The organism is Herminiimonas contaminans, assembly GCF_015645465.1.
GTDB lineage: Bacteria > Pseudomonadota > Gammaproteobacteria > Burkholderiales > Burkholderiaceae_D > Oxalicibacterium > Oxalicibacterium contaminans.
The window spans coordinates 1-21,591 of the sequence record NZ_JADOEL010000011.1 but is presented as its reverse complement, the minus strand read 5'-3'; the positions used below and the strand labels follow the sequence as shown (position 1 = coordinate 21,591).

Genomic DNA, 21,591 nt, shown 5'->3' with positions numbered 1-21,591 from the left:
CATCATGCTGCCCAGCCTGCCCTCCTATGCGGAATTGCATTGCCGCTCCAACTTCACTTTCCTGCACGGTGCTTCGCATCCGGAAGAGCTGGTAGAACGCGCCTGCGACCTCGGCTACAGCAGCCTCGCGATTACCGATGAATGTTCGCTCGCGGGCGTAGTCCGCGCACATGTGGAAGCAAAAAAGCGCGAACTGCATCTGATCATAGGCAGCGAAATCAAACTGGCTTGTGGCACGAAACTGCTCTTCCTGGCACAGAACAAGGAAGGCTATGGCAATTTATCCGAACTGATTACGCTGGCACGACGGCGTGCGGTGAAAGGCAGCTATACCTTGTATCGCAGCGACCTGGACGCCCAGCTTGATGCCAGCGCTGCACATCTGATGCACTTACCGGATTGCCTCGCCATCCTGCTGCCACAACGCTGCGCCAGTTACGACGAATTAAGCGAACAAGCCGCATGGTTCAGGCAAACATTCAGCAAACATGCATGGATAGCGCTTGAGCTGCTGCACTGGTCAGGTGATGAGCACTGGCATGCACAATTAAAAGAACTGGCTGTGCAACATACGTTGCCTTTGGTCGCGATGGGTGATGTGCTCATGCATGTGCGTTCGCGCAAACCTCTGCAAGACACGTTGACCGCGGTACGGCTCAGCAAATCGATAGCCGAATGCGGGATGGATTTGCAACCTAATGCCGAACAGCATCTGCGTTCACGTTTACGGCTGTCGCAGGTTTATCCGGCTGCCTTGCTGGAAGAAACACTGAAGCTGGCTGCACTCTGTGAATTTTCGCTGGAAGAATTGCGCTATCAATATCCAAAAGAAATCGTTCCTGCCGGGGAAACCATGTCAGCCTATCTGCGTCGCCTGACCTATGAAGGCGCGACGCAAAAACGCTACAAGAATGGCATCCCGGAGAAATTCCAGAAGCAGATAGAACATGAGCTCAGCCTGATCCACGAACTGCGCTATGAACCTTACTTCCTCACGGTATACGACATCGTCAAATTCGCGCGCAGCAAAAAAATCCTGTGCCAGGGACGTGGCTCGGCGGCCAACTCCATCGTCTGCTATTGCCTCGGCATCACCGAGGTCGATCCGTCACGCAGCAGTGTCCTGTTTGAACGTTTCATTTCCCGTGAGCGCAATGAACCGCCGGACATCGATGTCGACTTCGAACATCAACGACGTGAAGAAGTCATGCAATACATTTACGACAAATACGGCCGCCATCGTGCCGCATTAACTGCCGCCCTCATCACCTATCGGCCACGCTCGGCGATGAAGGATGTCGGCAAGGCACTGGGGCTGGACTTTGAGCAGGTCAATCGCCTGTCGCAATCGCATAAATGGTGGGACGGTAAACAAATAGGCGCAGATCGCCTGCAGGAAAACGGTTTTGATCCGGACTCGCCCATAGTGCAAAAGCTGGTCGAGCTAACGCAAACGCTGATCGGCTTTCCACGCCATCTATCGCAGCACACCGGCGGCTTTGTCATCGCGCACGACAGTCTGGCGCGACTGGTACCGATAGAAAACGCCGCGATGGAAAATCGTAACGTCATTGAATGGGACAAGGATGATCTGGATGCACTCGGCTTTTTGAAAGTCGACGTGCTCGCACTGGGTATGTTATCGGCGATACAGCGTGCACTGAAAATGATAAGCCAGCGGCGTGGCTGTGACTTCGAACTGCAAGACATCCATGATGATGATGCCGCCACCTACGAAATGATTTGCGCCGCCGATACCATAGGCGTCTTCCAGATCGAATCGCGCGCGCAAATGTCCATGTTGCCGCGCCTGCGTCCTACCTGTTATTACGACCTGGTGATACAGGTCGCCATCGTCAGGCCGGGACCGATACAGGGTGGCATGGTGCATCCTTATCTGAAGAACCGGCGCATGAAGAAAGAGGATGTACCTTACCCCGGCGAAAAAATCAAAGAAGCGCTATCCCGCACTTGTGGGGTTCCTATTTTCCAGGAACAAGTAATGCAAATTGCAGTACTCGCAGCAGATTTCACTCCCGGTGAAGCCGATGATTTGCGCCGTTCCATGGCAGCATGGAAACGCAAAGGCAATCTGGAAAAAGACGGCGAAAAACTAAAGGCAGGTCTCGCCCGGAATGGTTACGACTCTGATTTCGCCGATCGCCTGTTCGAACAAATCAAGGGCTTCGGCGAATACGGCTTCCCCGAATCGCATGCCGCCAGCTTCGCGCTGCTGGTTTATGTCTCGGCATGGATCAAGTGCCACGAACCAGCCGCCTTCCTCGCCGCACTGCTGAACTCGCAACCAATGGGCTTTTATTCCGCGTCGCAGCTGGTACAGGATGCGAAACGTCATGGTGTACCGGTCCGTCCGGTCGACATCATGATCAGCGAGACTGACTCCACGATGGAAGACCTACACGCGCAATATCCGGCAGTACGACTGGGCCTGCATATGGTCAAAGGATTATCGCTGGCTGCGGCGGAACGCATAGTCGAGGCGCGTACCCATCGCAGCTTCAGCAATACCGATGACCTGGCACGCCGCGCCGCACTGGATCAGCATGAACTGGGCGCACTGGCACGCGCCAATGCACTGCTCGCGCTGACCGGACATCGGCGCCAGGCCAAATGGGAAGTTGCTGGCATGCTGCCACCACCAGCCCTTTTGCGCGACGCACCTATAGTGGAAGCGCCATTAATTCTGCCACCGGCCAGTGAAGGTCAGGAAATCATCGCCGACTATGCCAGTACCGGCCTGACCCTGCAGCGCCATCCACTCGCTTTGCTGCGCCCACGACTCAAGCAAATGAACTTATCAACGGCACTGGAAATGAAAGGCTTCGCCAACCGCAAGCTGGCACGCACCACCGGCATCGTCACCATGCGGCAACGGCCACCGACCGCCAAAGGCACCATGTTCGTTACACTGGAAGATGAAACCGGCATCACCAACGTCATCATCTGGCCCGACCTGGTCGACAAACAACGCAAGGAAATCCTGAATGCGCAATTGATGACTGTCTACGGCATCTGGCAATCGAAAGACGATGTGCGTCACCTGGTCGCCAAACGCATCGTCGATCACTCGGAGCTGCTCGGCGAGCTCTCCATCTCCAGCCGCGACTTCCAGTAAGCAGCAAATAGCATCAGCTGAAAAAACGACTCGGTGAAATATCGAAGTGTTTCTTGAACATCGCCGCAAACGCACTCTGGCTACTGTAGCCATGTTCAAGTGCCACATCGATCACCTTGTCGCCGCGTGCCAGGCTTTCCAGCGCCAGCAACAGCCGAGCCTGCTGTCGCCAGTGCCCGTAGCGCATGCCGGTTTCACGCAGGAACAAGCGGTGGAAGGTACGCGTGGAAATACCGAGTAACTCAGCCTGCTGCTGCACGGTATTTTGCTCATCCGGATACAGCATGGTCTGCTGACAAATCTCACGCAAGCGACTATCCGCTGGCAGAGGTAAATACAGCGGCAAGACCGGTACCGAACGCAATTCCATCACCAGCAAATGCAGCAAATGCCAGTCGCGTGTGCCGACTTGCAGATCCGGCGTAATGCCTATCGCCGATACGATCAGTTCGCGCAGCAAAACCGGAATATCGAGCACACAGCTGTGCTGCGGCAGATTGGGCAGGAAAGTCGGATTCACGAACACGGTACGCATCTTGACGTCGCCGCGCATGCTGACCTGATGATCGACATCCGGCTGCAACCAGACGCCACGCGTAGGCGGCACCACCCAGCGTCCATCCTGCGTTTCAACCGTCAACACCCCTTCCAGTGCATACAGCAACTGCGCATAAGCATGCCGGTGCGGCGGAATCACATGTCCGTGCGGGTAATCGATGGCCAGTGCGGCGGCAGGAGCATCCGAACCGACCAGATCCTGATAGGGAGTAGCGTCAGCCATAGTGTCAGTTTTGCGATAAGTTGAGTCATATTAGCACGCGAACGACTAGCCAGATCAGGGCAAAATTTACTCCCGTTATCAAGAATGTTGAGAGTGTCTTATGTCTGCATCTCCTAGTAGCAACGCGCATACGCCTGCGTTTTCCGCCTTTCTTTATCCGTTCTTTGCCATCGTGCTGTGGGCCGGAAATGTGATCGTTTCCAAACTCGCCGCCTCTGCGATCTCGCCGACTGCGATCACGTTTTATCGCCTGGTGCTGGTACTGTTGCTGATGAGCCCGGTCATGCTCGGGCCTTTGTGGCGCAACCGCGCGATGATCCGTCGTCATCTCTGGAAACTGGCTTTGTCCGGCTTGCTGGCGATGGCCTTGTTCCAGAGCCTGTCTTACCGCGCTGCCGAAAGTACGACCGCGACCAATATGGCAATCGTGACCGCACTGATTCCATTGCTGACCGCCATCCTCAGCGTGATGGTGCTGGGTGAAGCCATCACTTTGGGCATGTTGGGCGGCGGGATACTTTCGTTTGGCGGCATCCTCTACCTGGTCGGGCAAGGCAGTCTATCCGCCGCACTCAGCTCGGGCGTGCATCTCGGTGACTTGCTGATGTTACTCGCAGCAGCTTCGTATGCGCTGTATGGCGTCTTGCTGAAGCACTGGAAAATGAACGTACCGGCCTGGCAGGCGATTTATATACAAGCCTGCGCAGCCTTGTTGTTCATGCTGCCCATGTTTGTGATGTTGCCGCCGGGCGCGGCTGAACTGGATGCACGTACCCTGCCGCTGATAGGCTACGCGGGCATAGGTTCGTCGATTATCTTGTCCTTCCTGTGGATAGAAGGCGTCAAACAATTAGGGCCGAATCGCTGCAGCATTTTTATCAACCTGCTGCCGGTCTTGACTGCCTTGTTTGCTGTGATCTGGCTGCGCGATGCGATGCATGCCTACCATGTAATCGGTGGCGGCGTGACATTGATAGGCGTGTTGCTGACACAGACTGTGCAGAAGCCTTTGTTTGGAAACAGGATGCAAGCCCAAGCTTGATATGAAGACAGGCGGCCATAAGCAGGCCGCCTGTTTTTTTTAAGTCGTCAGTTTGACGGCGCGACCTATGTAGAGGATAGGTCCGGTCGGACGACCGATAGGTGAACCGGCTTCCGGTTCCAGTGTGATTTCAAACAGCTGGTTCTCCTGCATAGGCGGCAAATGATCCAATGTATAAGTCGCATCCTTGCCCGGGCTGACCAGACCCAGCGAGACCGGGCCATTCCAGCCATCACCCTTGGTCCAGAATTGCAGCGACTTGTTAGCCGGAACTTCTTCCTTGCCCAATGGTTGCAACTGTAATTGTTGTCCCAGCTTGGCTTGTACGATCCAGCCCGGTGTCTGTGCTTTCGGATCGACCAGCACCACCATGAATTTGGTTTCAGTCGCAACCGGACGCGTCACCATTAGCACTGCCAACAAAACGGCAGCGGCCATGCTGCCGGCACTCAGGAAGCGCCACAAACGTACGTTATTCCATAAACCGGCCCAGCCGGATTCCAGCGCGCGTGTCGCGGGACGGATGCTGGCTGCGATACGCGGCCATAGCTGTGGTGGTAATTCCTGTGGTTCAGGGATCGCGGTGAGTGGCATCAGACGTCGCTCCCATTGTTCGACGGCGTGACGCAATGCGTCGTCCCGTGACAGACGAGCTTCGACATCCCTGCGTTGCGCAGCATTCAGCGTGCCGAGTACGTATTCACCGGCGAGCTGCTGCAACTCCTCATCCGATTCATTCATCCCATGCACTCCCGTAAGGCCAACAAACCCCGTTTAATCCACGCCTTGACTGAACCTACCGGCGACTTCATCCGCTCTGCAATTTCGCGATGACTACAGCCGTCAACATAGGCATACAAGAGGCTGCTGCGTTTGGCGTGATCCAGATGCGACAGGCAGTCATCCAGCTTGCCGAGATTGACATGCGTTTCAAACGAATCATGTGCATGCTCACCCTGCTGCGCATCCAGTGCTTCTACCGTATCTTCATCGGTATATATCTCCTGCTGGCGATCACGCATCAGATTCAATGCTTGGTGTCGCACTATGCTGTGTATCCAGCCACGCCCGGCACCGCGTGCTGCATCAAAGCTGCCGGCCTTGCGCCAGATATTGACGAAGGCGTCATGCAACACATCTTCAGCCAATGCACGTTGCCGCACTATGCGCAACGCGACACCCAGCAGACGTGGTCCGTCCTGCCGGTAGATCTGTTGTAGTGCCTCTTGCTCACCGCGGGCACAAGCCCGCAAGGCGGCATCGTAATCAAAGGAGTCTTCGTTCAAGGATAGATACGCCAGTAAGTAATCGGCTGCTAACAGTCGTGTCAGCCGATTATAACTGCTGCAAGCTTGCCCGCCGACAATTGTGACGGGCAAGCTTGTCATTACATAGCTTTCCAGAAGATGTAGTCAGCCTGGTACTTGACGATTTCCTTCGCGCCCAGGTTGCCTGCTGCGCAAGCCGAAGCTGGTGCCACACCGCCTTTGGTCGCTACGCGCTGGATGAAGGTCACGCCGTTCATCGCGCCGTTACCCATGGCAGGGTTGGCCTTGACCAGTTGCAGCGGGATGTTGCCAGTGCCGCCTGGTGCGACTGCCAGCTGGGTTGCGGTGATTTTCGAACCATCATTGCTTTCCCAGGTTGCTGGTGGACCGAAGTATTTGCCTACTGCTTTGCCGCTGCGATCGGACAACACGGCATCAGGACCGACAAATACCCATTCATGCTGGTCCATCGTGTCTTTTTTAACTTTGCATTCATAGGTGATGGTACCGGCACCGACGGTTTCCATCGCTACATGATTACCAGCAGGAACCTGCACTGCGGCAGGGAGTGCATCTTGCGTAAATGGGGCTGCCCATGCACTGGAGAATGCGGCAAAACCGGCCAGGACGACAACGGAATGGAGCTTATTCATGATGGTTTCCTTTTTGTAGTGGATAAGTGTGACCAACAGGAACTATCGCCACTGCAATAATCCGGTTGATACAGGTACTACCCACGGGAAACCGTTTTGGAGGCAGGTTCAGAAAAATATATTTTTAATTATTTTAGTTACCCAATCTGACGTCTCGTGGCCAGATCAGGCCATGCACGCTGCCGCATTTCACTCAGGAAACTGCTTGGCCTTAAACTTCTTCCACAACTTCTTGACCTTGCACTCGTCTTCCGCCGCACGAGCGGCAAGATAGCCACGGATAAAGCCGGTGATGCCGGTCAGTTCAGATTGATCTTTCTCGATCTGCGACAACAACTCATCACCTACCGCGATATCATTCAGGCTGCCCAAACCATCCTGCAAATCAGCCAATGCAGCGACGTATTCTTTCGTTTCACGCGATGGATACAGCGACTGAAAGAATTCGGTGTCGTAACGCATCTTCTTCGCCGCTATACGTACTCGGTGGCGTGTTTTCGCATCTGCATCTTTCAACTGGCGGCCACGCTTCTTCAGGCGCTGCTGGTCTTTCTCCAGCATGTCCTGCGAAAACATTTTCAGGCGTTTACGCAAATCCTTACCCTTGAGCGGTGGCAGCGATTCACGCCATGCCCCATCTTGCAACCAATGCGCAAGACTCAGTATCAGACGTGTGTAGCGTACCGAGTCAACGGCCGAGGCGGCAACCTGATGCAGCAGCACTGCTTTTGCCAAAGCCGCCTGCCTGACCTCGTCCAGCTCGTCATCCACCGCATCAGTCCTGATCGTTGCCAGCGTCTTCGTCGCCAGCACATCCCAGTCACGCGCGGCACTGATGGCATCGGACAACCATTCCAGCTCCTCCTTTAGGTCTTCCGGCAGCGTAATCAATTCCTGGAATAGCTTCAGAGCGGAGCGCAATCTGCGCAGCCCTATGCGCATCTGATGCAGGCTTTCCATGCTATCTGCTGCGATCACACCGGGCGCATTTGCCTGCACCTGACGCAAACAATTTTCGACGATAGTGGCGAAAGCCTGGTTCATCGTCATATTCTTCGACAACCGCAAACTCTCAGCTTTCACCGCACCCGGCTTCTCCTGCGCGTGCAAAATATATCCGCGCTCGGCCTTACTGAGATTCTCTATGCGTAACGGTACTTTCTTCAGCAACTCCAGAGCAAACCCGAACAGATGCGATGCTTTGCCCGACTTCAGTTCCAGCTCAACTTCGCTGACCGCGTCATTGCGATCTGCATGGCTGATATTGCCCTGGTCCAGCACGCACTCGATTTCGCTGCCGTTGGACAGCTGCAATTGCCAGATCGTCCTGCTCACCGTGGTCGTAAAGATGGGACGCAAGCGTGCTGCGAATTTCGGTGATGCAAGCAAGTGATCCCATGCACCACGCACGTCTATCATCTTGCGCAATGCATACAGATCCGGTTCGGCACGATGCACCACCGATTCCCATTCATGCCGCTGATGCAAGCCGTTGACGACGCTCCCACCGGCCTTCAATGTTTGCGTCCAGGCTTTACCGACTTGCCGTACCCGTAGACCCGCAGCGCATTGTTTCAAATCGTGATCATCGGTATCGAAATAAATATCCAGCTGATTCTGCTCGACCGGAGCGCCCTGCGCGTATTTCCTGATCAAGACATGCTTCTTGAAAGACTGGATATCTTGCGGCCGTATCAATAATTTCAGTTCGACTTCCATCTCATCCCACTTTCGTTCGCTACTTAATGACTATATTAAGCGTTTCGATTTTTTCCGGCGGATGAATTAGGTAAGTACACAGCATAAATAGTTCAAATTTTTGTGCAACTGAATGAAATCATCAATCGACCCCGGCATTGCGTCATCGAACTGTCATATTCAAGCTACAAATAGGAACGCAAAGAGCCGTCGGCAAGAAAAAAGGGGCACCTTTTCGGCTGCCCCTTTTTCGCTAACACATGAAAATTTGTGAATGACTGACTACGCAGCACCAAGAACCGATGAAGGCTCGACCAGCGGCACATTAAAGACATCATAAGCAAAGCACCAGTCCGGATTTTCATTGGTCCGCAGCCAGGTGTTATTGTGCGACACCAGTTGCACCTTGCTGGCGCGCGCAGTACGGTTTGCTTCATACAGGGCAAACGCCGTTTGATGATCGTCTATTCCGACTTCCTTGAAACAGCGCACCAGCATGGCGGCATCTTCAATTGCCATCGCTGCACCTTGTGCCATATGCGGTTTCATCGGGTGACATGCATCCCCCAACAAGACCAGACGTCCGCGACTCCACAAAGGCAAGGGATCGCGCTCCAGCAACGGCCATTTAGTGACGTTTTCGCTCGCTTCTATCAGCGATTGCACACCTGTATGCCAGCCATCAAACGCGCCCAGCATTTCTTCCCTGCTGCTTGGTACCCAGCTCTTGGACATATCCCAACTCGCCTCGGGCACACCTGTCACGTAATAGATTTCATCTTTCTTTTGTGTCACAAAGTACACCATCATATGCCGGTCATCCGACCACCACTTGGTACATAAATCATGGGTGAAACCCTTGACCGCGCTGATCGGGAATACGGCACGATGACCAACATAGCCGGTGTACTTGGGCGGTTCCGCACTGAGCAGATGATCACGGATCTTCGAATTGACGCCATCCGCACCAATCACGATATCCGCCTCTTCGCTTGTACCATCCGTGAAATGCAGGCGCACCACATCGCCCAGATCTTCCACTTTGTTCAAGCGCTTATTGAACGAGAGGATGTGATCCGGTATCGCATCTATCATCAGGCTATGGAAATCGCCGCGATGGACCGTTAAATAACTGGATCCATAGTGCGACAAGGCGTAATCCCCCAAGGGAATCTGCGCAATGATTTCGCCGGTCTTCCAGTCACGGCTATACCAGTAATCCGGATGTGAACCGGTTCTGTTGAGCTCATCTTCGATGCCGATACTACGCATCACCTTCATTACGTTTGGCCCCAAATGAATACCCGCGCCCAAACGCGAGAATGCCGGAGCTTGCTCATATACGCGCACATTGAATCCAGCCTGTTCCAATAACGCGGCTGCAGCAGCGCCACCCAAACCCGCACCAATAACAGCAATTCTCGGCTTCTTTTGCACGATCTCTCTCCTTGTTGTGTTCTGTTGACCGAAGTAAAACGCCCCAGCCATAAATAGTGTATACACTGTATTATTGGATGTAAACACGATTTTTAATAATTCAAATACATTGCACAAAGGAAATATATAAAAGCATTAATAAATACATCTATCCTATATAAGTACTGAAATAAAACGATCATTCCAATAATTTTCCGCTGGATAAATTCTGAACTTGCAAAGTGGATTGAAATGATTAATTATAATGTACACGCTATTTAATCCGCATCAATCAGCAGCACTTTCAAATACCTTGGAGATCATAAAAATGCAAAATAAATTTCGTATCGGACAAATCGTGCCCAGCTCAAACACCACGATGGAGACTGAAATACCGGCGATGCTGATGGCACGCCAAATGATACGGCCAGAAAAATTCACCTTTCATTCCAGCCGTATGCGCATGAAGAAGGTAGTAAAAGAGGAGCTCGCAGCAATGGACGCCGAGTCTGATCGTTGCGCGCTTGAGCTAAGCGATGCGCGCGTGGATGTACTGGGATATGCCTGCCTGGTGGCGATCATGGCAATGGGGCGTGGCTACCACCGTCAATCCGAGCAAAGACTGACCGCACACACTGCAGCCAATGGCGCGGATGCGCCTGTCGTTACCAGTGCCGGCGCCTTGATTGATGCGTTGAAAGTAATCGGCGCAAAGAAGATCGTCGTGGTTGCACCTTACATGAAGCCATTGACCGAACTGGTCGTCGACTATATCCGCCATGAAGGCTATGAAGTGGCTGATTATCGCGCCCTCGAAATCCCGGACAACCTGGAAGTCGGACGCCACGACCCCGCCCTCCTTCCCGCCATCGTGGCCCAGATGGATACCTCGAATGTCGATGCGATTGTTTTATCCGCATGCGTGCAAATGCCATCGTTACCAGTGATCGCACAAGTCGAAGCCATGACCGGCAAACCTGTCATTACAGCTGCGGTGGCAACGACTTACGCAATGCTCAAGCGTCTGAACCTCGAACCTATCGTGCCCGGTGCCGGCGCCCTACTCTCCGGCGCTTACTAAACCACTTATCCAGGCGACATCAGACATCATGACGACTACCTTTTTATACGGTGCCCATATCCAGGCCAACGGCATACGGCAACACTATCTCCGATATGGCGGCAAGCTGGGAGCACGCGCCGAGCGCGATGCAATCATCATCATTCCCGGCATTACCAGTCCCGCCATCACCTGGGGCTTTGTCGGCGAGCGCTTGGGTCAATACTTTGATACTTACATCCTGGATGTCAGGGGACGCGGGCTCTCTTCGGCCAATGCAGAGCTGGATTACAGCCTCGAGACCCAGGCCACAGACGTGATTGAATTTGCGAAGGCACTCGGGCTTCGGAACTATGCGATAGTCGGCCATTCGATGGGCGGCCGCATCGGCATACGCGCCGCGCGCACCCAAGCAACAGGACTGACGTCACTGGTCATGATAGACCCACCGGTATCCGGTCCCGGCCGGCGCGCCTACCCGTCGCAACTGGCCTGGTATGTCGACTCGATGCGCTACGCGCGCGAAGGATGTTCAGTCGAACAGATGCGCACTTTTTGTCCCAGCTGGAGCCAGGAGCAATTACAGCTGCGCGCCGAATGGCTGCATACCTGCGATGAACGCGCCGTCATTGAAAGCTTTAATGGCTTTCATTCTGATGACATCCACCAGGACCTTCCGCATATCAAGATACCGTCCTTACTCATCGTCGCGGGTCGCGGCAATGTCCTGATGCCGCAGGACATCGAAGAAATCTGCAGCCTCATGCCACAAGTCAAGGTCGCCCACGTACAGAATGCCGGCCACATGATTCCGTGGGATGACGAAAGCGGTTTCTACGCAGCATTTGGCGACTTTCTCGGCACCAGGTTTTAAGCACCTACACTCATCATTGCAAAGGAAATGCCATGGCAGTCAGTGATCACGATTTAATCGAGGCATGGAAGAAAGTCCTTACGCTCTCGAAACTGGAACCCGGCCAGACCGTAACCGTATTGACCAGTGCAACAACACACCCGCAAACCTTATCGACCGCACTCATCGCGGCCGGCATGCTGGGGGCGGTAGTCAACCGCCTTGACCTGCCACCCGTCAACGGTGAAAAAGCCTTGAGTCGAGATTCGCTCGCTTACCTCGGGACAACGCCACTGACCGGCAACAAGGCAGCCATCGCCGCTTTGAAGGAAAGTGATTTGGTCCTGGACTTGATGACCCTGCTCTTTTCTCCGGAACAGCACGACATACTCAAATCCGGTGCCAAGATCCTGCTGGCAGTGGAACCGCCCGAAGTATTGGTACGCCTGACACCGAAGCCGGACGACAAAAAACGGGTGGCCGCCGCAGCGGCGCTCATGACACAAGCCAGGGAAATGCATATCGTCTCGGATGCAGGAACAGACTTGCGTTGCCCTCTCGGCGATTTTCCTGTCATTCAAGAATACGGTTTCGTCGATCAGCCCGGACGCTGGGATCACTGGCCCAGCGGCTTTGTCCTGACCTGGCCGAATGAGCTTGCCACCCAAGGCACGATCGTCATAGCTCGCGGCGATATCTTGTTGCCGATGAAGAGCTATGTGCAGGAAGCGATACATGTGACGGTAAAGGACGGCTTCGTCACCAAGATAGACGGCGCGCTGGATGCCGAACTGCTGAATGAATATATGGCGTCATTCAAGGATCCTGATGCCTACGCCATGTCGCATATAGGCTGGGGACTGCAGCCGCGGGCACATTGGTCCACGCTGGCAATGTATGACAGGGAAGCCACGATAGGTATGGATGCACGCGCCTATGAAGGCAATTTCCTGTTTTCGTTTGGCCCGAACAACGAAGCTGGCGGTAAGCGCGCGACCGCCTGCCACATCGATATCCCATTACGCCACTGCACCGTCATGCTGGACGGCAAGCCCGTCGTACAAGAGGGAAAAGTGCTGGATAACTTTCAATACACGCTGGCTTGAACAGGAGTCATCATGCATAAGGAAATCACGACTTACGAACGACAGGGCTTTGGCCAGGCTTTGGAAATCAAGGCCCCGTTCGGCTTATTGATTGTCGATTTTGTGAACGGCTTCGCCGACCCGCAGGTATTCGGAGGTGGCAATATCCAGTCCGCCATTAAACAAACTAAAGACTTACTTGCCCATGCGCGCCAACAAGGCTGGCCGGTCGCGCATAGCCGCATTGTATTTTCCGACGATGCAGCGGATAACAATATTTTTGGACTCAAGGTACCCAGTCTGGTAAGTCTGACCGAAGACGCACCTGCCAGCGCCATCGTTCCTGAACTGAAACCGACAGCTGGTGAACTAATAGTGCGCAAGACCGTCCCCTCGGCCTTCTTCGGCACCTCACTTGCACCCTGGTTGACGCAGCATGGCGTACAGACACTGCTGGTGGCCGGTGCCGTCACCAGCGGTTGCGTGCGCGCCAGTGTCGTCGATGCCATGTCATGGGGCTTTCGACCACTGGTAGTCTCGGATTGCGTGGGTGACAGGGCGATTGCACCGCATGATGCAAACCTGTTCGATATGGCGCAGAAATATGCTTCAGTGATGCCGCTCAAAGCCGCCCTGCAAGCTACTACCGCCGGCCTGTGCAGCTGATATTTTCAATGCAAATACAACAGGGCGGCATGGCCGCCCTGTTTCACCTCATTCGTCTATCATCTTCCGCAACAGAAAGGTCAGCGCCACACGTTCTGCCGCATTCAACTTGCCGTAAGTCGCCTCTGTAATATCGGCGGCCAGCGCAACCGACGCACCGACCAGGCTCGCGCCACTTGCACTCAATGTGACCAATACCTTCCTGCGGTCTTCCGTATCGTGCGATAACACAATCAACTTCCTGGCCTTCAGGCGTTCAATAATGCCGCGTATGGTGGCCTGATCGATTGCCGTCACCTTCACGATGTCACTCAGCGAGCATGTGCCATGATCCCTGATAGCACACAAGCTGACAAACTGTGCAGCCGTAAGTTGTGAATCTGAAATATGCTGTTGGAAAATCGCCGTATGGCGCTGGTAAGCGCGCCGCAGCAGATGACCGATCTGGTCTGCAAAGTGATAGTCAGAAGTGGCTTTGGTTTGATCCATTATGCGATATCGATCTTTTGCTTCGTGGTTGAAAGTGACAGTTGTGAAAAGCAATGTCAAAGTATGATGCAAGTACTGATGATTTGAAAGACCCGGCACGCCCTAGTCTACGCTATTCGGCAATTTGGCCGTAGCAGCCAACAACGGAGCGTCTTCACCACAGAACGAAAGCAAACCATGTTCCTCGATTTCGCCAAATTGACGGCAAGCGACGCTTATCGCTGGATGTCGTCCACGATTACACCGCGCCCGATTGCCTGGGTCTCTACTCTTAATAAAGACGGCGCGGCCAATCTGGCTCCATTCAGCTTCTTTCAAATGATCACGGGCAAGCCGCCGACGCTGATGATTTCCCCACTAGTGCAAAGGGATGGCCGTCTGAAGGATACCGTTAACAATATTCAGGCTACGGGAGAATTTGTAGTGAACCTGGTCAGCCTGGAACAAGCTGTCTCGATGAACCAGACATCAGGAAGCTTTGCTGCGGAAATTGACGAGTTTGCGCTTTGCGATATTGCAAACACAAACAGTGTTTTGGTCAAGCCCAAGCGCGTGGCCAACTCGCCGGTCAGTTTTGAATGCAGGATGACGGCTATGCACCCTTATCCACCGGACGCGCCATCCTGTCATATCATTCTGGGCCAGGTGCTTGCCATGCATATCGAAGAAGAACTCATCGCGATGGATGGCAAGCTGGCAAACGACAAACTGAACCTGATTTCCCGTTTGGGTGGCGACTGGTACGGGCAAACCATCTCCAGTGGCAATTTCGAATTGTACCGACCTGAATAATGTAACCACAGCAGAGAATCAACCCTGAGCTTCGGGCATACGCACAATCAAGCCATCCAATTCAGGACTAACAAGCATCTGACAAGACAGGCGTGAATTGCCGCAAGGTGCGCTGACCGATTCCAGCAATTCTTTTTCTGCATCTTCCGGCGGCGTGGTCCGCGCCAGCCACTGTTCGTCGACATAGACATGACAGGTACCGCAAACGAGTGCGCCGCCGCACTCCGCCTCAATCCCCGGTATGCCATTGCGTACTGCACCTTTCATGACGCTCCAGCCAGCCTCAACTTCAACCACGTGACTGGCACCACTATGCTCTATGTATGTAATGTTCGCCATTTTCCCTCCCAATAATCATTAAGCAATCGCCGACATCACAGGAATACCGGGATCGCTTAGCTGGCTGACTTTGATAACACTGCCTGCCGCAATCAGCTTTTTCGCGGCCAGAAAATCGGATGGGGAATTTAATACTTCCGCTGCCCGTATGCGATCACCGCACAAATGAAATACTGTGCAGCGTCCCGACTCCAGGCTGCCACGCATCACCACCTGATCAACATCAAAAGGCATGCCGGCGATCTGCAGCTTGACGTCGTACTGATCAGACCAGAACCATGGTAATTCATCGGCCGGGGCCGGACGGCCGCTGATTGCACCAGCTGCTCGTTTGGCTTGTTCCATCGCATTCGGAATACTTTCGAGGCGACACAAACGGTCATAGAACGGCAAAGGACGCATGGTGACATCACCAATCGCAAAGACATCCGGCACACTGGTCCTGCCATCCAGGTCGACCAGCACGCCATTCTGGCATTTGATACCGGCGGCACGCGCCAGATCATCATTTGGAATGGCACCTATCCCTACCAGCAGCAAATCGCAATCCACAACCGTAGCGTCGGCCAGAACCACGCCGCTGACCTTGCCGGCTTTTCCGTCAAAGGCAGTGATCTCTTTATCAAAGTGAAATTCCACGCCTTGCTTCTCATGCAGCTCCTTATAGAAGCCGGCGATTTCCCTGGATGCGACGCGCGCCAGCAACCTGGATTCGCGTTCTATCACTGTCACTTCCACGCCCAGTGCACGCGCCGAGGCAGCCACTTCCAGTCCGACATAACCGCCACCGATGATGCCTATGCGACGGGCGGAAGCCAATGCCTGTTTCAAACGATGCGCATGCCCGACATCGCGTAGATACAGAATGCCATCCAGTTCATGCCCTGGTATTTGCAACATGCGGGCACGGGCGCCGGTGGCGATAATCAAATGCTCATAAGTCAGCACTTCATCATGAGCCAGCCGAATCGCTTTTTGCTCATGCATGATTTCTGTCACCTTGCTATTGAGTCGCAATGTGATCTGATTGTCGCTATAGAATTTTTCCGATTTGAGGAAAAGGTCTTCCATTTCCAGCTGTTCTTTCAGCCAGGCCTTGGACAATGGTGGTCGCTGGTAAGGTGGCACGGATTCTTCGCCAACCAGGGTAATTGGCCCCGTATGCCCATATTGGCGCAACAAGGCGGCCATATTGCCGCCACCATGACCGGCCCCGATAATCACTACATGTTGCGATGTGTTCTGCATCTCTCGCATCCTCAGGATTTTTTATTTGTTTTGCGGCTCAGATGCCGGAGCCAACCAATAAGCCGGCCTTGTGCAAGGCCACGGTCTCATCCCAGGCGGCACGAATGAAACGAGCCGCTGCAACGTTTTGTTCGAACAGGTCGTACTTCGCGCCCAAGCCGTAATCGGGCAGATTAATCATCTCGGTGGTAATGTACTTGAGCGGACTTTCCGGATGCGTAATGTGATAGCGCAAGACCTTGCGGATCGCTTCTTTCGAAGGCTCCAGCAAGTAGGCATTCCACGGTGAATGCCATTCACCGGTTTGCGGCTTAATGATCGGATATTGAATACCTCGGGCGAAACTGCCATCTTCATTACGATGCCATAAATTTGCCGGTTGATTCGGTGCCACCGTGCGCAATTGCGTCCATTTGACGATATTCATATTCAGCCATTGCTCGCAGAGTGAACCCGGCTCGAACGGATCCAGAATCAATCTTCCTTGCTCAACCAATTCCTGTACGCCGGACAATGCCAGCTCCGCCGGCTGATTGATTTTGAAATTGACGTGACTGTAATCCAGCGTGAAATTGAATGGAATCCCGCGCTCCTTCACCATTCCGGCAATTGTCGCGACACGAAGAAATTCTTCGGTCCACATATTCACGTGCAGCTCAAAGCTCGGCTCTACACCCAAAGCCATCCCAAGGTCATACACCTGCAGGTAGTGATCCACGATTTCACCATCTGTCAGCACATGGCCATCCTGATGATGTGTAAAGGTCATGATGTTGTGACATGCCGCACCGATTTCCTTGCAGATTTTCAGGTTATCGATCAATAAACCCTCATCCGCACCCAGGCGATAGAACCAGCTCGCGCTATGCACCGGCAAGGAAAATTCTTCAATGGCCCGAACGTAATCGTCAAAATTGCTACGCAGCGGAATGCGATCAAAGTAATCAAAAACTCCGGACTCCTTGACCAATCTGAATTGCTCATGGATCGGCAACTCATTCAACGAAATCGGCTGCTGCAGCGAAGAACGCTGCACCCCGCGCCCATTACAGCCCAGCAGGAATGGCATTTTTGGACTTACAGCGTTCATGTTGCAGGCACCTCTTTTTCCACCATGCCATCTACCATACGACGCATGCGACGCGGCGCTGCATCAATCGCAATCTTGATTGTCTTGCGAGTAGCCAGCCTCGTTTCATTACGCTGGATCGCCTCCAGAATTGCCTTATCCTCGGCAAAGGCAATCCGGAACTCGGCTGACAAGGCGGCATTCAAGGTGCTGTCGGCCGGAAAGTTTTTGACATGCAGCCAATGATCGATAGACGTTTCCTGGTCGACCGGCGTCATGAAGTGACAGGCATAAATTTGCATGCAGTTATCGCGGCGCCCTTCAGGTGCACCGGTGCCTGTATCGGCACTGCCGAAATCGATAATCGCTATGCTGGGCGCGTAGTAATGGTAGTAGTGCCAGCGATCGACATTGCCCTTGAAATTGCCATACTTTTTGAAAATCGGAATCGGCGGTGCGTCGATAATCCAGCGCCAGGTCAGCATTTTTCCATCCTGCTCTTCGTGCATGACAGGAATGTCTTCACTGGCCGCATTGCCCAAGGTACTGAGATGCACGAAGCTGACGTGTGCCGGATCGCACAGATTGTCGGCCAGGCTCAGGTAATTCGCCTTGATCTCCAGTGCGTCGCCTTCGGCGCTGCTCCAGGCCGGATCATGATATTGCGGCAGGTCGAAGACCTTGCTTTTATCTGCCAGGGTCGGATTGCCCATCCAGATCCATACCAGGCCCATGTTTTCATGGGTCGGATATGTTTTTACGATTGCACTGGGCGGAACAATCTCCTGTCCGGGTACGCGCACGCATTTGCCTGAGCAGTCATAGGTCATGCCGTGGTAACCGCATTCAATAGCATCACCCTTGAGCTTGCCCATGGACAAAGGCAAAAGACGATGTGGGCAGGCATCTTCCATTGCCACCACGCCGCCTGCCTCGGTGCGAAACAGCACCACTTCCTGTTCCACGATCTTGCGTGCACTCAGTGTTCGCGAAATATCCCGCGACCAGGCAATCGGGTACCAGGTATCCAATACGTAGTTACTCATTGTTGTCTCCTCATATTTGAGTGTTTGCTCAATATTAATTGAGCAAACACTCAATTTCAATAAAATTTGAAAACATCCCCAGAGTGTAAAAAGCCTTACACGAAGCAAACATTTATCTGGGGTATGATGGCAAAATACAAAATCATGTGAAATGCATACGCCCTTTCCGGGCACCGCAATCAACGGACTTTCAATGAAAAAAATTCATTCAGCCTCTTCACGATCGGCCGAAGAAAGCATGCCCTCCACACGCAAGCCACGGCCCAGAAAAACCCAAACAACACGAGACGCGATTCTCGAGGCCGCCGAACTCACCTTTGCACAAAAAGGCTATACCGGGGCCACGGTTGAACGCATCTCCAAACAGGCGAAATGTTACGAAAGCCTGATCTACTACCACTTCGGCAGCAAAGACAAACTCTTCTCGCTGGTACTGGAAAACGCCTATCGCAAACTGATCGAAGCAGAACAGGCGCTGGAACTCAACTTCGACAAACCGGAAGAAGCCTTGCGCGCCATCATCCTGTTCATCTGGGACTATTACCAAAACCATCCCGAACTCATCATCCTGCTCAACACCGAAAACCTGCACAAAGGCAAACACCTAAAGAAAATCCAGTCACTAAATCAACTTTTTTCACCCGCCATCGAAATCCTCCAAACCACTATCAATAGCGGCGTCAGAAAAAAACTCTTCCGCGCCGATATCGATGTGGTGAATCTCTATATTTCAATCATGAGCCTCGGCTATTTTTACGTCTCCAATCGCTATACCCTGAGTGCCTTCCTCGATAAAAATCTGATGGCACCCGAAGAATGCAGCCAGTGGGGTGAACACATAGTCGACATCGTCTTCAAATCGGTACGCAAATGAAGGCACCGCGTCAGAAATAATGGCGAATACCAAAACCGAGCGTGTCACCCTTGCCAATTCCACTGACCGAATCCCGGTAATAAGCCGAATACAAATCGGTGCGCTTGGACAGTGGGTAGTCATAACCTATAGCCCAGGAATTGCGGTTGTTTTCCATAGTCCCTTTGGTTTTCATATAGGCATATGAAGCCAGCACAGAACCTGTTCCGAGCGGTGCAGAAATACCTATTTGCGCACTATTACGCTTCAAATCACCGGTACTGACCTTATTGTCCAGGCGCTGTAGATAACCAAACAATTTCACGACCTTGAAGTCATAACTCAGGCCTGCAAACAGTGCTTTTTGCTTGGCAAAGGCGACTCCCAGATCGCCGGGAACCTGGGAATAATCAACCTGTTGATATGCCAGCGTGGCACCTAGCTCACCATTTTTATACAACAGGTTGCCGCCTACCTTGTTCTTGCCCATATCGCCAGGCACTTCACCAAAGGAATAAATGGCATTCGCCACCAAACCCGCCATATTGGGCGTGGTGTACACCACCGAATTAGACCAGCCGGAGTCACCCAGCAAAGGTGCAGCTACGCTCCCATTGGAGAAATAGCTTTGATAGATCGCCGGTGAAAACGCAAAGGAACCGGCAAAGGGATTGAAAGTAACGGTCGAAATCCAGTAAGGCGTCGTATTCCGTCCAAACTTGATGGTACCCATACTGCCCTGCAAACCTACATAGGCACTACGGGAAAAGAAATTGTCGCCGTTGTAGCGCGCAGAGGCACCGGTATCCGGCCGGTACCAGGATTCAAGTGCAAAGATAGCCTTAAGCGAACCACCCAGGTCTTCCGTCCCCTTAATACCCCAGTACGGAGTTTGCATACCGCCACTACCACCGAGCAGCGAGGTCCTGTTCTGCTGCCCTATCGCTTGCACACTACCCACATAGGTATCAACCTGACCGTAAAGGGTAATACCTGATTGCGCCACCACATTACCGGATAGCAACAAAGCTCCGACACACAAACCACTCGCCACAAATTGACGATATATATTTTTATTAGTCATAGTCATCCTCCTCCTTACGCGAAACAGAATCGACCAGGCACAGTAGGCCCAGGCGATTTAGTTAAGGCATCTAGCCCAAATTATTTTCCACATCACTCCTCAAAGCTCAACACATCCATAAAACAACAACGCCGACAGACCATTTCCATGGCACGAACCTGACACGGAACGAACCTAACCCACTACTTCGAACCACATCAATTTATAGCGTATACGCTATATTTAATCAAAACAAAGTGCAAAGCAAGAATTCTTTTATATTTTTAGCGGCATCATCACACATACACAAATACACAACATTTCCACATGTATAAAAGGCATAAATACATTTATATATTAGTTGAGCGAATACTCAATTAATTTAAACGAAGATTCTTTATTTTATTATTTATGGTGTGTACACTAATTAAATCGCCTAATCTGCTGACCTTGAAAAACCGGGGAATCGTTGATTGGGATGATGGAGGAGACGCACCGAAGCAAGAAAAAAGTCAGTCCAAAATTAACGTAAAAACGAACGTACACTTGGACATCAAGAAATCTAATGCTATGCAAGTACAAGAATGATGAGGAGCGGAGATGTCATACCAATACAAGGAAGGTTTACCAACATCGGTAGCAGATTCAGAAAAGACGGCCGATGTTTATCGCAAAGTAACCTGGCGCATCGTGCCATTTTTCTGCCTGTGCTATCTGGCAGCCTATCTGGATCGAATCAACGTCGGCCTGGCGAAGCTGCAAATGTTGGGCGACCTCAACTTCAGCGAGGAAATATATGCACTGGGTGCCGGCCTGTTTTTTATCGGCTACATCATGTTTGAAGTACCCAGCAATATCATTTTGCAAAAAATGGGCGCGCGCCTGTGGATAGCCCGCATCATGATTACCCCCTGTGTCAGGATAGTTGTCGCGTCATCTGATTTATTGAAATCATAGAGGGGGCGGAGCAAAAGACAGATAGTGAAGCGCTACTCAGCTGAACGCAAGGAAGCCATTCTGCGGCAAATGATGCC

The 21,591-nt window shown here is 52.7% G+C and carries 20 protein-coding genes and 1 pseudogene; 9 read left to right on the top strand and 12 right to left on the bottom strand.

All coding sequences use genetic code 11. From position 1 onward, the window contains the following. Nucleotides 1-4 precede the first annotated feature (4 nt). Nucleotides 5-3,136: an error-prone DNA polymerase gene (locus IXC47_RS13230; RefSeq protein ID WP_195875920.1), complete on the top strand. Its 3,132-nt coding sequence runs from the start codon at nt 5-7 to the stop codon at nt 3,134-3,136. Nucleotides 3,137-3,149: 13 nt separating this feature from the next. Here the strand turns inward: IXC47_RS13230 and IXC47_RS13225 are convergent, their stop codons facing one another. Continuing rightward, nucleotides 3,150-3,917: an AraC family transcriptional regulator gene (locus IXC47_RS13225; RefSeq protein WP_195875919.1), complete on the bottom strand. Its 768-nt coding sequence runs from the start codon at nt 3,915-3,917 to the stop codon at nt 3,150-3,152. A gap of 100 nt (nt 3,918-4,017) precedes the next feature. Between IXC47_RS13225 and IXC47_RS13220 the strand changes: the two genes are divergently transcribed. Continuing rightward, the gene (locus IXC47_RS13220; protein WP_195875918.1) at nt 4,018-4,959 is read left to right on the top strand and encodes a DMT family transporter; all 942 of its coding nucleotides are present in this window, start codon (nt 4,018-4,020) and stop codon (nt 4,957-4,959) included. Nucleotides 4,960-4,998: 39 nt separating this feature from the next. On the opposite strand, the gene IXC47_RS13215 is transcribed toward IXC47_RS13220, so the two are convergent. The 5 genes from IXC47_RS13215 to IXC47_RS13195 form a co-directional block, all read right to left on the bottom strand. Further along, nucleotides 4,999-5,700 carry an anti-sigma factor gene (locus IXC47_RS13215; protein ID WP_195875917.1) on the bottom strand — a complete coding sequence of 234 codons (702 nt, stop codon included), beginning with the start codon at nt 5,698-5,700 and terminating at the stop codon, nt 4,999-5,001. After that, nucleotides 5,697-6,347, bottom strand: coding sequence for a sigma-70 family RNA polymerase sigma factor (locus IXC47_RS13210; RefSeq protein ID WP_195875916.1), 651 nt, complete (start codon nt 6,345-6,347; stop codon nt 5,697-5,699). The genes IXC47_RS13215 and IXC47_RS13210 overlap by 4 nt, the downstream gene beginning before the upstream one ends. Beyond that, nucleotides 6,347-6,880, bottom strand: coding sequence for a DUF3455 domain-containing protein (locus tag IXC47_RS13205; protein WP_175625821.1), 534 nt, complete (start codon nt 6,878-6,880; stop codon nt 6,347-6,349). Before IXC47_RS13205 ends, IXC47_RS13210 begins: the two co-directional genes overlap by 1 nt. A 189-nt stretch (nt 6,881-7,069) precedes the next feature. Further along, nucleotides 7,070-8,599 (bottom strand): CYTH and CHAD domain-containing protein, encoded by a 1,530-nt coding sequence (locus IXC47_RS13200; RefSeq protein ID WP_195875915.1) that lies wholly within the window; start codon nt 8,597-8,599, stop codon nt 7,070-7,072. A gap of 261 nt (nt 8,600-8,860) precedes the next feature. After that, a complete protein-coding gene (locus IXC47_RS13195) occupies nt 8,861-10,015 on the bottom strand; it encodes an FAD-dependent monooxygenase (RefSeq protein ID WP_195875914.1) in 1,155 nt (384 codons plus the stop codon). A gap of 307 nt (nt 10,016-10,322) precedes the next feature. On the opposite strand from IXC47_RS13195, the gene IXC47_RS13190 reads away from it, so the two are divergent. From IXC47_RS13190 to IXC47_RS13175, 4 genes are read left to right on the top strand one after another with little or no spacing between them, the layout of a single operon-like run. Beyond that, the gene (locus IXC47_RS13190) at nt 10,323-11,075 is read left to right on the top strand and encodes a maleate cis-trans isomerase family protein (protein ID WP_195875913.1); all 753 of its coding nucleotides are present in this window, start codon (nt 10,323-10,325) and stop codon (nt 11,073-11,075) included. 28 nt (nt 11,076-11,103) lie between these two features. Next, nucleotides 11,104-11,928 (top strand): alpha/beta fold hydrolase, encoded by an 825-nt coding sequence (locus IXC47_RS13185; protein WP_195875912.1) that lies wholly within the window; start codon nt 11,104-11,106, stop codon nt 11,926-11,928. Nucleotides 11,929-11,960: 32 nt separating this feature from the next. Next, nucleotides 11,961-13,013 carry a 2,5-dihydroxypyridine 5,6-dioxygenase gene (locus IXC47_RS13180; RefSeq protein ID WP_195875911.1) on the top strand — a complete coding sequence of 351 codons (1,053 nt, stop codon included), beginning with the start codon at nt 11,961-11,963 and terminating at the stop codon, nt 13,011-13,013. 12 nt (nt 13,014-13,025) lie between these two features. After that, nucleotides 13,026-13,658 (top strand): isochorismatase family protein, encoded by a 633-nt coding sequence (locus tag IXC47_RS13175; protein WP_195875910.1) that lies wholly within the window; start codon nt 13,026-13,028, stop codon nt 13,656-13,658. A 48-nt stretch (nt 13,659-13,706) separates the two neighbouring features. Here IXC47_RS13175 and IXC47_RS13170 read toward each other — a convergent pair whose 3' ends face one another. Continuing rightward, the gene (locus IXC47_RS13170) at nt 13,707-14,147 is read right to left on the bottom strand and encodes a MarR family winged helix-turn-helix transcriptional regulator (RefSeq protein ID WP_195875909.1); all 441 of its coding nucleotides are present in this window, start codon (nt 14,145-14,147) and stop codon (nt 13,707-13,709) included. A gap of 177 nt (nt 14,148-14,324) precedes the next feature. Here IXC47_RS13170 and IXC47_RS13165 point away from each other — a divergent pair, with 177 nt between their 5' ends. Beyond that, complete coding sequence (locus IXC47_RS13165) at nt 14,325-14,939, top strand: flavin reductase family protein (protein ID WP_195875908.1); 615 nt, start codon at nt 14,325-14,327, stop codon at nt 14,937-14,939. Nucleotides 14,940-14,957: 18 nt separating this feature from the next. Here IXC47_RS13165 and IXC47_RS13160 read toward each other — a convergent pair whose 3' ends face one another. The 4 genes from IXC47_RS13160 to IXC47_RS13145 are packed head-to-tail and all read right to left on the bottom strand — an operon-like array spanning nt 14,958 to nt 18,641. Then, on the bottom strand, nt 14,958-15,278 hold the full coding sequence (locus IXC47_RS13160; protein WP_195875907.1) for a 2Fe-2S iron-sulfur cluster-binding protein: 321 nt from the start codon (nt 15,276-15,278) through the stop codon (nt 14,958-14,960). A gap of 18 nt (nt 15,279-15,296) precedes the next feature. Beyond that, a complete protein-coding gene (locus IXC47_RS13155) occupies nt 15,297-16,526 on the bottom strand; it encodes an NAD(P)/FAD-dependent oxidoreductase (RefSeq protein ID WP_195875906.1) in 1,230 nt (409 codons plus the stop codon). A 37-nt stretch (nt 16,527-16,563) separates the two neighbouring features. Beyond that, nucleotides 16,564-17,616 carry a xylose isomerase gene (locus IXC47_RS13150; protein WP_195875905.1) on the bottom strand — a complete coding sequence of 351 codons (1,053 nt, stop codon included), beginning with the start codon at nt 17,614-17,616 and terminating at the stop codon, nt 16,564-16,566. Beyond that, nucleotides 17,613-18,641, bottom strand: a complete 1,029-nt coding sequence (locus tag IXC47_RS13145; RefSeq protein ID WP_195875904.1) for an aromatic ring-hydroxylating dioxygenase subunit alpha — start codon at nt 18,639-18,641, stop codon at nt 17,613-17,615. Before IXC47_RS13145 ends, IXC47_RS13150 begins: the two co-directional genes overlap by 4 nt. Before the next feature lie 238 nt (nt 18,642-18,879). On the opposite strand from IXC47_RS13145, the gene IXC47_RS13140 reads away from it, so the two are divergent. Continuing rightward, nucleotides 18,880-19,515 carry a TetR family transcriptional regulator gene (locus IXC47_RS13140; protein WP_230089553.1) on the top strand — a complete coding sequence of 212 codons (636 nt, stop codon included), beginning with the start codon at nt 18,880-18,882 and terminating at the stop codon, nt 19,513-19,515. Between the two features lie 10 nt (nt 19,516-19,525). Here the strand turns inward: IXC47_RS13140 and IXC47_RS13135 are convergent, their stop codons facing one another. Then, nucleotides 19,526-20,578: a porin gene (locus IXC47_RS13135; protein WP_195875902.1), complete on the bottom strand. Its 1,053-nt coding sequence runs from the start codon at nt 20,576-20,578 to the stop codon at nt 19,526-19,528. Between the two features lie 579 nt (nt 20,579-21,157). On the opposite strand from IXC47_RS13135, the pseudogene IXC47_RS13130 reads away from it, so the two are divergent. Next, nucleotides 21,158-21,466 (top strand): annotated as a pseudogene (locus tag IXC47_RS13130) (MFS transporter); the annotation flags it as partial. Nucleotides 21,467-21,591: the final 125 nt, after the last annotated feature.

Bases quoted from the DNA above. Each gene is read 5' to 3' on its own strand.
- IXC47_RS13135 (WP_195875902.1), bottom strand. From the start codon at position 20,578: ATGACTAATAAAAATATATATCGTCAATTTGTGGCGAGTGGTTTGTGT.
- IXC47_RS13185 (WP_195875912.1), top strand. From the start codon at position 11,104: ATGACGACTACCTTTTTATACGGTGCCCATATCCAGGCCAACGGCATA.
- IXC47_RS13165 (WP_195875908.1), top strand. From the start codon at position 14,325: ATGTTCCTCGATTTCGCCAAATTGACGGCAAGCGACGCTTATCGCTGG.
- IXC47_RS13210 (WP_195875916.1), bottom strand. From the start codon at position 6,347: ATGACAAGCTTGCCCGTCACAATTGTCGGCGGGCAAGCTTGCAGCAGT.
- IXC47_RS13140 (WP_230089553.1), top strand. From the start codon at position 18,880: ATGCCCTCCACACGCAAGCCACGGCCCAGAAAAACCCAAACAACACGA.
- IXC47_RS13205 (WP_175625821.1), bottom strand. From the start codon at position 6,880: ATGAATAAGCTCCATTCCGTTGTCGTCCTGGCCGGTTTTGCCGCATTC.
- IXC47_RS13170 (WP_195875909.1), bottom strand. From the start codon at position 14,147: ATGGATCAAACCAAAGCCACTTCTGACTATCACTTTGCAGACCAGATC.
- IXC47_RS13150 (WP_195875905.1), bottom strand. From the start codon at position 17,616: ATGAACGCTGTAAGTCCAAAAATGCCATTCCTGCTGGGCTGTAATGGG.
- IXC47_RS13220 (WP_195875918.1), top strand. From the start codon at position 4,018: ATGTCTGCATCTCCTAGTAGCAACGCGCATACGCCTGCGTTTTCCGCC.
- IXC47_RS13190 (WP_195875913.1), top strand. From the start codon at position 10,323: ATGCAAAATAAATTTCGTATCGGACAAATCGTGCCCAGCTCAAACACC.
- IXC47_RS13145 (WP_195875904.1), bottom strand. From the start codon at position 18,641: ATGAGTAACTACGTATTGGATACCTGGTACCCGATTGCCTGGTCGCGG.
- IXC47_RS13175 (WP_195875910.1), top strand. From the start codon at position 13,026: ATGCATAAGGAAATCACGACTTACGAACGACAGGGCTTTGGCCAGGCT.
- IXC47_RS13155 (WP_195875906.1), bottom strand. From the start codon at position 16,526: ATGCAGAACACATCGCAACATGTAGTGATTATCGGGGCCGGTCATGGT.
- IXC47_RS13215 (WP_195875917.1), bottom strand. From the start codon at position 5,700: ATGAATGAATCGGATGAGGAGTTGCAGCAGCTCGCCGGTGAATACGTA.
- IXC47_RS13180 (WP_195875911.1), top strand. From the start codon at position 11,961: ATGGCAGTCAGTGATCACGATTTAATCGAGGCATGGAAGAAAGTCCTT.
- IXC47_RS13225 (WP_195875919.1), bottom strand. From the start codon at position 3,917: ATGGCTGACGCTACTCCCTATCAGGATCTGGTCGGTTCGGATGCTCCT.
- IXC47_RS13160 (WP_195875907.1), bottom strand. From the start codon at position 15,278: ATGGCGAACATTACATACATAGAGCATAGTGGTGCCAGTCACGTGGTT.
- IXC47_RS13200 (WP_195875915.1), bottom strand. From the start codon at position 8,599: ATGGAAGTCGAACTGAAATTATTGATACGGCCGCAAGATATCCAGTCT.
- IXC47_RS13230 (WP_195875920.1), top strand. From the start codon at position 5: ATGCTGCCCAGCCTGCCCTCCTATGCGGAATTGCATTGCCGCTCCAAC.